A 10,251-nucleotide genomic window follows, 5' to 3' on the forward strand; every position below is an offset into this window, starting at 1 on the left:
GTAGAAGACATGCGCGCTCGCTGACACGGCGCCAACTTGTGTGCAGATTTGCCGGGACGTCTTCGGACGCTGACGGGACGGCGGTAATGGCCCTTCCGCCCGCATCAGCGGAATGCCTGAACGCGCGATGCGGCCACGGCGCAACGCACTTCTTCGTGAAGAGGTCGTTCCATATGGCGGCTTTCACCACAAAAGTACTTGTCGACCTACACGTTACTCCGTAGCTGTTGGCCGCCATCGGCGTCGAAGAGTTCCTTGGTCCAACGTTCGAGGATTTCTGCGCTATCCCAGTCGTCGGGATGGAACCCGGCGTGGGTGTAGGAACGGAAGCGCTCAATCGCTGCTCGGCTGAACAGCGGGTTATGACGGAAGGCTCGAAGGCTGCGCAGCAACCGCACCGGGTTGTAGGCGGCACGATCGCCGGCCAGAGAGCGGGTGGTCTGGATGACCAACTCGGTGAACAATAGGAGACTGGCGATCCGCATTCCCCAGACCCTGGTGCGTTCGCTTCCACCGACCGTCTCGTAGACATCGAAAGCGACGGCCTTGTGCTCGCATTCCTCCAGTGCGTGCCAAAGCAGAATCGGCCGCACCTCGGTGTAGCCGATCAGTTCTTGAGCTTCGTCGCTGGTGAGAATGATCTCGGCGAATGTCGCCGTGTAGTGCTCGAGGGCTGCCGTCACAGCCAGGCGCATCTTGGGAGAAAAACGCTTCTCGAGTCGGCCAACCAACTTCTTGATATGCCGATCGATCCCCTCGGTGGGATAGCCCATCGCTTGAAGGCGATCGTTGAGCAGCCGATGCTGGTGCCGGTGGGTGGCCTCTTGAGCGATGAATCCCTTGACCGCCTCCTTCAGGTCAGCGTCGCTGATGTGGTCCCGGTACTCGCGGACTGACCGGATGAAGAAGTCTTCGCCTTCGGGGAACGTGGCCGACAAGGTGGACACAAAGTGGCTCATCACCAAGTCGCCATCGACGAAGTGCTGCCGACTGGTCTCAGCAGGCATGTCGAATCGGACACGGCGGGGCTTCGGGACGACCCGCGTGGTGGGCCGTGTGGACGAATCGTCGCTCATGTTGTTCTCCTGTTGTCATGGGCACTGATGATCTGACTTTACGCCTAGTCAGAATTAGATGGCAAGCTATGCGTTGTGCGATCGGTGCGGGTGTACAGCGGGATGTCCGCCGAGGAGCGTCACCGGAACAGGCGCACGCGTCTCATCGAGGCCGCGATGGAGTTGATCGGCACGCACGGCGTTGCCGCCGCCACGGTGACTGCCGTATGCGCTGAGTCCGGCGTGACGTCACGCTACTTCTATCAGCATTTCCCTGACAGAGACGCCCTCTTGCGAGCTGTCTACCAGCAGCTCTACGCAACCTTCCAGGAGGTGATAGTTGACGCGATCCCCGATGCCGGCGCCCCACCCGAGGTGCTCGCGTACGCGCCGATCCGCGGGCTGGTCAGCATGATCAACAATGATCCTCGACTGGGTCGGATCTTGTTCGTGGAATCTGCAACGGAGCCGCTGCTTCGGGAGTTACGCAGCGACATGATGACCGGTTTCACCGACCTCGTATTGCGTGAGGCCAGACTTCACCTTGACATCGCCGACTCCGCAGTGGGCGTTGCCCATTTGGCCTCGACATTGGGTGTGGGTGGGTTATTCGAAGTCTTGCGCCGCTGGCTCGACGGAGAACTCGAGTTCACCACCGATGAACTCGTTCAGCACTGCGCAGGTTTCCTGGGCAGCCTCGGCAGCTATGTGCTGCTGCAGAACGCAGTCGAGTCGGCCACGACCAAAGCCAAACCTCAGAGTTAGCTTCTGGCGCCTCCCGGCCGCGCTTCGCGAATGTCGAGGTGCCTCCGCTTGCTTCATTCCGGACTGAACACATGAACGCCGCTGTACAACATTAGAGGCCAGCGTCGTCGACCAAATAACGTTCGGCGAGCGTCTCGGCAAGCCGACTCGTGTGCTCCACGATCTCCCCCTGGATGACGTCAAGCAAACCTGCATGCCATGCGGTGATCAATTCGACGAAGCCACCAACGGCCACCAGTGTGTCCATCCGAAGGGCGGTTTCATCGGCTTCCGGCCTCAGGTGTGGCTCACTGGCTGCGATCACCAGGTGTGTCGCCTCCTGCAGTGCGACAGCGCGCCGATCCTGAAGCGGGGAACTGCCCACGTGTTGAGCCAGTAGAATCTTCGCCCTGCCCGGATCCTCTGCAATCCGGTCGACCACCGCGGCGATGGTCACGCGGATGGTCTCCATCGGCGGCTGCCCGATGCGTTCTGCGAGCGTCGCAGAAACCTCACCGAGCATCTCGTTGCGCACGCCGTCCCATGCAGCGACAAGTAACTCGTCGCGGGTCTTGAAGTCTTCGTAGAAGTAACGGTCGTTCAGGCCGGTTTTGGCGCACACTCCTCTCATCGTGACTGCTGCCCAACCGCTTTCACTCCAGATTTCCGTCGCGGCATCAATGAGGCGCTGACGGCGCTCCGCCCGGCGTTCAGCACCGGTACGCCCGCCCCATCTCTTCGACCGCGTCCGCACATGTCCATCTTGGCAAGCCACAGTAGGTCGCAACACTTTGGTAGCATCCGCCCCCAATGGGGGCGCGTGCCACCATAGGACTCCGCGGAGGGCAGCGATTGACGATCAGAACGCTCAAACTTCGAGTTCTCAGAGACGTGGCAGCGGCTGTCGTCATTCCCGCCCCCAGCAGTGATCGTGCGGCACTGGCGACGGTGGCGGTAGGAGGCGCCCTGCACGCCGTGCAGGTATTCGCGGCCGACTGGCCCGCCGCAATCCCGTAGGGAGTCGACTCATGACGCTCTTGAGCGAGGCCCCCACCGGTCGCCGTCACCACTTGCACTACGTGCGGTAGGGTACCGATACCGGCAGTATCGCTACCAGTGGAGGCCAAGTGACCGACGGCAGTGCAGATGCCCCAAGCCAGGCCAAGCGGCCTGGTCGGCGCGCCAACGGATCCACCGACCCGGCCGACACTCGCGAGTACAGCGAACGGTTGGCGACCCTGGCCCGGTTCACCCTCCGACACAAAGCGCTCGTCATCGGGGTATGGCTAGGCGCCGCGGTGGTTCTCGCGCTGCTGTTCCCACAGCTGGAAACCGTGGTGCGCCAACAGTCGGTGGACCTCATTCCTCGCGACGCCCCGTCCTTGCAGACGGTTGACCGCATGAGCGCCGCGTTCGGCGAAGAAGGCTCGAAAACCATGGTGTTCGTCGCCATGGAAGACCCCACTGGCTTGACTCCAACTGCACGGCAGCGCTACGGCGAACTCGTGCGCCGGTTGCAGGCCGAGGGCGACCACGTCCTGCTGGTGCAGGACCTGCTGGCCGATCCGATTACCGAAGCTCAGGCAGTCAGCGCCGACCGCAAAGCCTGGTATCTGCCCGTCGGTGTCACCGGCACCCTCGGAGACCCCACGGCAGCCGAATCCTTGAACGCGGTGCGCGACATCGCCGCGGAGGTGTTCACCGGATCGACCACGACCGTCCAAGTGACGGGACCACCGGCGACCTTCAGCGACATGATCGCCTCCGCCGAGCACGACCTGCTGTTGATCTCGATCGCTACCGCCGGCGTGATCGCCCTGATCTTGCTGATCGTCTACCGGTCAGTGTTCACCGCGCTGTTGCCACTGCTGGTAATCGGGTTGAGCCTGGCGGTTGGGCGCGGCGTGCTATCCGCCCTCGGCGAGATGGGCATGCCGGTCTCCCAGTTCACCGTCGCATTCATGACGGCGATCCTGCTCGGCGCCGGAACTGATTACACAGTTTTTCTGATCAGCCGGTACCACGAGCAGCGCCGCGCCCAAGTACCCGCCGATCAGGCGATCATCCACGCCACCGCCAGCATCGGGCGCGTCATCCTGGCGTCCGCCGCCACCGTGGCACTCGCGTTCTTGGCCATGGTCTTCGCGCGGCTCAGCGTCTTCGCCGCCCTGGGCCCCGCGTGTGCCATCGCCGTGCTGTTCGGATTTCTGGCGACCGTCACCCTGCTGCCACCCGTGCTGTCGCTAGCCGCCAAACGCGGCATCGGTGAACCCAAATCCGATCGCACCCGCCGCTACTGGAACAGCGTCGCCGTCGCCGTGGTCCGCCGTCCGGTGCCACTGCTGATCGTCAGCCTGGCCATCCTGCTCGCCCTGTCGGCAGCCGCTGCGACCATCAAAATCAGCTACGACGACCGCAAGGGACAACCAGACACCACGGCCAGCAACCAGGGCTACCAACTTCTGGACCGCCACTTCCGCAAGGACGTCGTCATCAGCGAGTTCCTCGTCGTAGAGAACCCGACCGACATGCGGACCGGGAGGGGGCTGGCCGATCTCGACGAGATGGCCTCTCGCGTCTCCCAGATCCCCGGCGTCACCAGGGTGTCCGGAGTCACCCGCCCCACCGGGGAGCGCCTCGACCAAGCAGAACTGGCCTGGCAGAACGGCCAGATCGGCGAGAAAATGGCCGGCGCGGTCGCCGAGGGCAACTCACGCAAGGACGACCTCGCCAAACTCACCGGCGGCGCCGACCAGCTCGCCGACGGCCTCGCCCAACTCGATGGCACGGTGCGCACCGCCCTCGCGCCACTGGCCGGAATCCTCACCCAAGCTCAATCCGCGGGAACTCAGGTCAACCAGTTCCGCCCACTGCTGCAACAACTTTCCGCCACCGCCCCCGCCGTCGACCAAGCCATCCAATCCGGCCCAGGACTGCGACCGCTGGCCAACCAGGCGCAGAACGCGATCACCCAGCTCGATCCACTCGTGGGCGCGCTCAACACCTCACCGTGGTGTGCCGCCACCCCGCAGTGCGCCCAAATTCGTGACCAGGTGAAGATTTTGGTCAGCCTGCGCGACAGCGGATTCTTCGACCAGATCGCCGACCTCGGGGACCGCTACGATCCCGCGACCAATGCCACCGTTGGTGGCACCCTCTCCAACGTCCAGAACGCAGTCGCCTCGCTGGACAAGGCATTCGGAGCCCTCGGTGACCCCGCCGACCTAGCCACCAATCTCCGCCGATTGCAGGAGGGAATCGGACAGCTCGCCTCCGGCGCTCAAGCACTCGCGACCGGTGTCCGCACCCTCGCCGACAGCAACATCGAAATGCTGTCCGGTATGAGCCAGATCGCCACCCAACTACAGAATTCCTCACGCGCAGCGGCGGACTCCGACTCCTCGAGCGGTTTCTACTTGCCCGCTAATGCATTCGAGAACCGGCAATTCACCGATGTTGCCAAGCAATTCCTCTCACCGGACGGCAAGACCGCGCGGTTCATGATCGAAAGCAGCCACGACCCTTACAGCGTCGAAGCCATGGAGCTCGCCAGCCGCATCACCGACACCGCCAACACCGCACGACCCAACACGTCGCTCGCCGACGCCACCGTATCCGTCGCCGGCTTCCCCGCCGTCAACTCCGATATCCAACGATTCCTATGGGCCGACTTCGCACAACTGGCCGTCGCCACCATAATCATCGTCGGCGTCATCCTGGTCCTACTGCTGCGCGCACTCCTGGCACCGCTCTACCTCTTAGGCACCGTCGTGCTCAACTACCTCGCCTCGCTCGGCATCGGCGTTGTGGTATTCCAATGGGGACTGGGCTACGAAATCGCTTGGCCCGTACCATTACTGGCATTCATCATCCTCGTCGCCGTCGGCGCCGACTACAACATGCTGCTCGTCTCACGGCTCCGCGAAGAATCCGGGACCAACATCCGCGTCGGCGTCCTGCGCACCGTGGCAAACACCGGAGCCGTCATCACCTCAGCTGGTCTGATATTCGCCGCCAGCATGTTCGGCCTCATGGTCGGCTCAGTCGCAATCATGATCCAAGCCGGCCTCATCATCGGCTTCGGATTGCTGCTCGATACCTTCCTCGTGCGCACCCTCACCGTGCCCGCCATCGCCACACTTCTACGCGAAGCCAGCTGGTGGCCTTCCAAAGCAACGCGGACCCCAGTAGCTGACACCGCCACGCAGAAATAAGGAGCAACGCACTACTAGTGGAAGCGAGGAATGCGAGGAACGCGAGGTCCATTCGCAGACGTGATCTTTGGTTGCGGATCCGTCGTGATCTGGTGTTGCAAGCCCGTCGAGTAAGCGTCCAAACTGACATCCTGATTTCAAGGTTCCCGCTCTCGGTAAATCAAAGGCGGCCTTGACCACCAAGGTGTCTCAGTCCGCAGGCAGTCCGCAGTAGATTTTCGCGACTCCTGCGCGCGCCAACCCACCCAATGCAGCTGAGCTGGGAAAACTTACGCGGGCCAACGTACCCAACGTCATCAAAACCCCAGGTGGCGTGGTTCGGGACGAAGAGGTCGTGGGTTCGAATCCCGCCACCCCGACTGAGCTGAGAGGTGAGCGAGCGTGCTCGTTCACCCGAGGCGAGGGAGAGGGTAGGAGGCGCATAGCGCCGAGTACCCCGCCGCTAGAAGTAAGGCCCTGACCGGAGATGACTCGGTCGGGGCCTTTTTCATCCGTATGGCGGATCGGCACGTGGCCCCGGCACCGTGACATGGTGGAGGCATGGACGTCTCTGCGCTCGCGTCGCATCCCGTCGCCCTTGCGGCCATCGCCATCGGTTTGCTTCTCGCCTGGAAGCTGCGCAAGGCCGTGATGCTGATCGGTGTGTTGGCGGCGCTGGTGCTGCTGGTTGCTCTATATCGGTAACAGCTAAGCGGGGGCACGCGACATTTCTTTCGGTAAGGTTTGTCAAAACCCGACGAATGGGAGCTCTACATGAAGAAACGCCTCGTGAGCGCTGGCGTGATCGCGCTGGCCGCCGCACTCAGCGGGCCCGCCCTGGCCGCCGCGGCCCCTGCCGACGAGCAGCAGATCAGGGACATCGTCGCCGGAGAGGCGACGGCTATCAAGTCGCTCGACAACGCCAAGCTCTCGACGTTCTTCTGCGACAAGTTCCGCGGCGTGGTGGCATCCAAGACTGCTGATGACCAGATCCCCCCGTTGAGCCAGATTTCCGGCTACGGGCCCGGGATGATCAACGCCGTGGCGTCGGCGGCCGGTGTCTCCGCTCCGACCACACAGGCACTGACCACCGCGATCCAGAACAACGACGACAAGGCCTACCGGTCCTCGTTCCACAACGCGGCCCGTGAGGTGCTGGCCAGCGTGACCTACAACGTCTCCGACATCAATGTCACCCCGCCGACGGCCACTGCGGCTGTCACCGCGCAGGGCCACGATGTCACCGCCAACCAGGAGCGCGAGTTCGTGCAGGAAAACGGGAAGTGGAAGGACTGCACCGACCCGGAGAAGCGTCCCCAGACCTCGGGCAACCCGTTGCTCACGTCGCTGATGAACTGACGCTTCTAGAACGTAGATCAGGCCGCCTGTGTCCTTCGGGATGCAGGCGGCCTGATTCATGACGGCGCACCCCGATTATTTGGTGGCGTCCTTTCGACCCGGCTTCTACTCTGGATCCGTTTGTGCCATAACCGATTACCTTGAGCAGATAGAGCCGATGCCCGACTTTTCCCCGATCGTCACCGACTTCTGGCGCACCTACTTCCGTCGCGGCACCGTGCTTCACGACGGCGCGGACTTCCAGCTCGCCGCCTACCCTGACCTCGACGACGACGGACAGCTGATGGTGCTCCGCACGGTCGACGGTAAGGCCGGTGTCTCCCTTGTGCCCGAACTCGCCGAGCGTGCGGGATTCGATGGTGCCCAATCCATCTCGGAAGAAGATTTCTGGGCCTGCCTGGATAAGGCCGGGATTTCGATGCACGGCGCGGACAACCTGTTCTACTTCACCGACGACGCCCGCGAAGCACTCGTCGCCACGGCCCCAACCGGGGACATCCGTCAGCTGACGGATGACGATGAAGCCATCTTCCAAGCCTTCGAATCGGCTGCCTCAGAACAGGATTTGGACGATGCCCAGGTGGAACTGGACCACTGGGCCGTGTTCGGCTCCTTTGACAATGGCCGCCTGGTCGCCGTCTCCAGCATCTACCAGTGGGAGGACGCGGCGATCATGGATCTGGGGGTGCTGACGCTGCCCATCTTCCGGGGCAAGGGACATGCCCAACGGTTGGTGCGTGCGGTGTTTCGATACGCCTGCGCGCAGGGCTACGAGCCGCAGTACCGCTGCCAGGTGACCAACACCGCGTCCAGCGCGCTGGCTCCCGCCGCAGGGCTCACCCTGTTCGGCACCTTCGACGTGATCGCCGGTCAGAGCCGGCGGGTAAGCCGGGTACCGATGAGCGGAGCGATCTTGTCGGCCAGATAGGCGTGCCCGGCGTCGTTGGGATGCACCCCGTCCGAGCCGATCAGCTCCGGGCGCCCGACGAACCAGCGTTCGGCCAGCGGATCCACCCAGGCTGCCCCGACCGCGCGGGCCTGGCCGTACAGGATGTCCCGCAGCTGCGTCACCACATCGGGGACGTCGGCCGTCGGCCACGGCGGACCGATCACGAGCAGCTTGGCCGCGGGCGCCATGCGCCGCGCCGACTCCAACGTGCTGCGCGTTGCCTCGGCGTACGCATCGGGGTCGACGCCCTGGTCGTTGCGCGAGCCGAAGAACACCACCAGCTCGTCGTCGGGATGCACCACCCGGCCGGTGAGGTCGGCGAACACGCTGCCGTGATCTCCGCGCACGCCGTATCCGGCGCGGCCTTCGGCGGCGACGTCGGCGCTCACGGAGACCCCTTCTCGGCCCAGAATCCGCCAGGCCAGCGACGTCCACGACTTGGCTCCCAGGCCGCCTTCTCTGGTGCCGGTGGTGTAGGAATCGCTGACCACCGCGACATGGTTCAAGCCTGATCCGGAGTAGGCCAGCCGGTACGGCCGCACCGGCTGCGGGTGCTCCGCAGCCCTACCGATCGGAAAACCAATCAGAAACCCGAATGCGATGATGAACGCGGCCAGACGAACCACTGCTACCTCCACTGTCCCCAGCATTTTAGGGGCACTCAAACCCGGCTGCGGCACAGCGTTATTCGTTTGAAACTAACGAGTCGTTACTCCCAGGGAACTAACAGCGACCGGCTCCCGTTCGGGCTCGGCCAAGTTCTCGGGCACCCGATGTTTGTGGCCGTTGTGTGTGGCGTGATGGTCGGTGATGGTGGGCTTGGTGACGCCGATCATGCGGCGCATCCACCGTCGTCCCGGTTCTTCCACCCAGTGGTACAGCGCCATGGACAACGCCACGGCCAGCACCAGCAACCCGATCACAATCCAGCCGCCGCCGGGATCGAGCAGCGAAAGTTCGAACTGCTTGGTTGCCCATGTCCACGACACGTGCACGAGCTCGTGGATCATGTACAACCCGAAGGAGATCTGGCCGCCGTAGACCATGACACGTGTCGAGAGCACTGTCGGTAGCGGGCCGATACCCACGGCCAGCGCCATCACCAACGGCACAAACAGCACGTCCACTACCCCGCTGCTGTCGACCACGCCGGAGATCGGGTGTGCGTCCAGGAAGTACAGCGCGCCGACGATGGTCGCGACGATGAGCAGTGCGACGTAGCCGGCGATATGCCGGGAACGGTGCGACAACTTGAGCCGACTCACGGCCGCGCAGGCGAGCGCGCCGGCGGTGAACTGCATGACGATGCGCGGCAGCCAGCTCCATGGGGTGTAGAACTGCCCGGTCAGCAGCAGGAGCATCACCGGCGGCAGCGAGGCCAGCACGGCCAGTACCACGAGGCTGCGGGCACGCGTCGCGTGCGCCATCCGGGAGATGACGAGAACCAGGCCGCCGAAGAGCAGGTAGGCCAGCCATTCGGCGCTGATCGACCAGGCCGGGCCGTTCCAGCTGGACAGGTCGAAGTACGGACGGAACCACAGCTGCACCATGAAGAGCTGGCGCACATAGTTGGTGGCGTCGAAGGTGTCGATACGTTCGGGCACGTGCCCGACGTGCATGGTGAAGATGACCCACAGCGCAGCCAGGTGCATGGTGACCAGGTAGACGGGCCAGACGCGGGCCAGGCGCAGCCACAGGAAGTGCAGCGTCTCCCGGGTTGACCAGCGGTGGCCCATCCTGTCCAGGTAATTCCACGTCAGCACGAATCCGCTGAGGATGAAAAACAGATCGACGCCCTGGGCGCCGCAGTTGAGGATGGGGTTCAGCGCGGACCGGAATTCGGGGGCGGCCTGTTCCAGCAGTGGCCGGAAGTGGAAGAGCACCACCCAGAAGGCGGCAACGATCCTAAGTCCCGTGAGGGCCTTGATCTCTCCGCCGCGCACAACTCTCT

10 protein-coding genes are annotated in these 10,251 nt (G+C 63.6%); 6 read left to right on the plus strand and 4 right to left on the minus strand.

Annotation, left to right across the window (positions count from 1 at the left end; genetic code table 11):
* Positions 1 to 206: 206 nt before the first annotated feature.
* Positions 207 to 1,076, minus strand: coding sequence for a metal-dependent hydrolase (locus tag B4393_RS15045; RefSeq protein ID WP_011895469.1), 870 nt, complete (start codon positions 1,074 to 1,076; stop codon positions 207 to 209).
* Between the two features lie 75 nt (positions 1,077 to 1,151).
* Here B4393_RS15045 and B4393_RS15050 point away from each other — a divergent pair, with 75 nt between their 5' ends.
* Positions 1,152 to 1,820 carry a TetR/AcrR family transcriptional regulator gene (locus tag B4393_RS15050; RefSeq protein ID WP_232783764.1) on the plus strand — a complete coding sequence of 223 codons (669 nt, stop codon included), beginning with the start codon at positions 1,152 to 1,154 and terminating at the stop codon, positions 1,818 to 1,820.
* Between the two features lie 91 nt (positions 1,821 to 1,911).
* Here the strand turns inward: B4393_RS15050 and B4393_RS15055 are convergent, their stop codons facing one another.
* Positions 1,912 to 2,553: a TetR/AcrR family transcriptional regulator gene (locus B4393_RS15055; protein ID WP_085981140.1), complete on the minus strand. Its 642-nt coding sequence runs from the start codon at positions 2,551 to 2,553 to the stop codon at positions 1,912 to 1,914.
* Between the two features lie 98 nt (positions 2,554 to 2,651).
* Between B4393_RS15055 and B4393_RS27500 the strand changes: the two genes are divergently transcribed.
* The 5 genes from B4393_RS27500 to B4393_RS15070 all read left to right on the plus strand — a co-directional run bounded on the left by B4393_RS27500 (position 2,652) and on the right by B4393_RS15070 (position 8,279).
* Positions 2,652 to 2,816, plus strand: a complete 165-nt coding sequence (locus tag B4393_RS27500; RefSeq protein WP_157901281.1) for a hypothetical protein — start codon at positions 2,652 to 2,654, stop codon at positions 2,814 to 2,816.
* A 110-nt stretch (positions 2,817 to 2,926) separates the two neighbouring features.
* On the plus strand, positions 2,927 to 6,013 hold the full coding sequence (locus B4393_RS15060) for an MMPL/RND family transporter (protein ID WP_067992162.1): 3,087 nt from the start codon (positions 2,927 to 2,929) through the stop codon (positions 6,011 to 6,013).
* A 540-nt stretch (positions 6,014 to 6,553) separates the two neighbouring features.
* On the plus strand, positions 6,554 to 6,697 hold the full coding sequence (locus tag B4393_RS27830) for a hypothetical protein (RefSeq protein WP_164909393.1): 144 nt from the start codon (positions 6,554 to 6,556) through the stop codon (positions 6,695 to 6,697).
* A gap of 69 nt (positions 6,698 to 6,766) precedes the next feature.
* The gene (locus B4393_RS15065) at positions 6,767 to 7,351 is read left to right on the plus strand and encodes a hypothetical protein (RefSeq protein ID WP_078334775.1); all 585 of its coding nucleotides are present in this window, start codon (positions 6,767 to 6,769) and stop codon (positions 7,349 to 7,351) included.
* A gap of 157 nt (positions 7,352 to 7,508) precedes the next feature.
* Entirely contained in the window at positions 7,509 to 8,279 is a 771-nt protein-coding gene (locus B4393_RS15070) for a GNAT family N-acetyltransferase (RefSeq protein ID WP_078334776.1), read from the plus strand.
* Here B4393_RS15070 and B4393_RS15075 read toward each other — a convergent pair.
* Together B4393_RS15075 and B4393_RS15080 are read right to left on the minus strand one after the other, a co-directional pair.
* Positions 8,222 to 8,926, minus strand: coding sequence for an Rv0518 family GDSL lipase (locus B4393_RS15075; protein ID WP_070939075.1), 705 nt, complete (start codon positions 8,924 to 8,926; stop codon positions 8,222 to 8,224). The two genes, B4393_RS15070 and B4393_RS15075, sit on opposite strands and share 58 nt — an antisense overlap.
* Positions 8,927 to 8,998: 72 nt before the next feature.
* Positions 8,999 to 10,243 carry an acyltransferase family protein gene (locus tag B4393_RS15080; protein WP_078334777.1) on the minus strand — a complete coding sequence of 415 codons (1,245 nt, stop codon included), beginning with the start codon at positions 10,241 to 10,243 and terminating at the stop codon, positions 8,999 to 9,001.
* Positions 10,244 to 10,251: the final 8 nt, after the last annotated feature.

The organism is Mycobacteroides franklinii (assembly GCF_002013895.1).
Taxonomy (GTDB): Bacteria; Actinomycetota; Actinomycetes; order Mycobacteriales; family Mycobacteriaceae; genus Mycobacterium; species Mycobacterium franklinii.

Excerpts from the sequence above, each read along its gene's own strand:
- B4393_RS15045 (WP_011895469.1), bottom strand. The coding sequence starts at position 1,076 with ATGAGCGACGATTCGTCCACACGGCCCACCACGCGGGTCGTCCCGAAG.
- B4393_RS27830 (WP_164909393.1), top strand. The coding sequence starts at position 6,554 with ATGGACGTCTCTGCGCTCGCGTCGCATCCCGTCGCCCTTGCGGCCATC.
- B4393_RS15065 (WP_078334775.1), top strand. The coding sequence starts at position 6,767 with ATGAAGAAACGCCTCGTGAGCGCTGGCGTGATCGCGCTGGCCGCCGCA.
- B4393_RS15070 (WP_078334776.1), top strand. The coding sequence starts at position 7,509 with ATGCCCGACTTTTCCCCGATCGTCACCGACTTCTGGCGCACCTACTTC.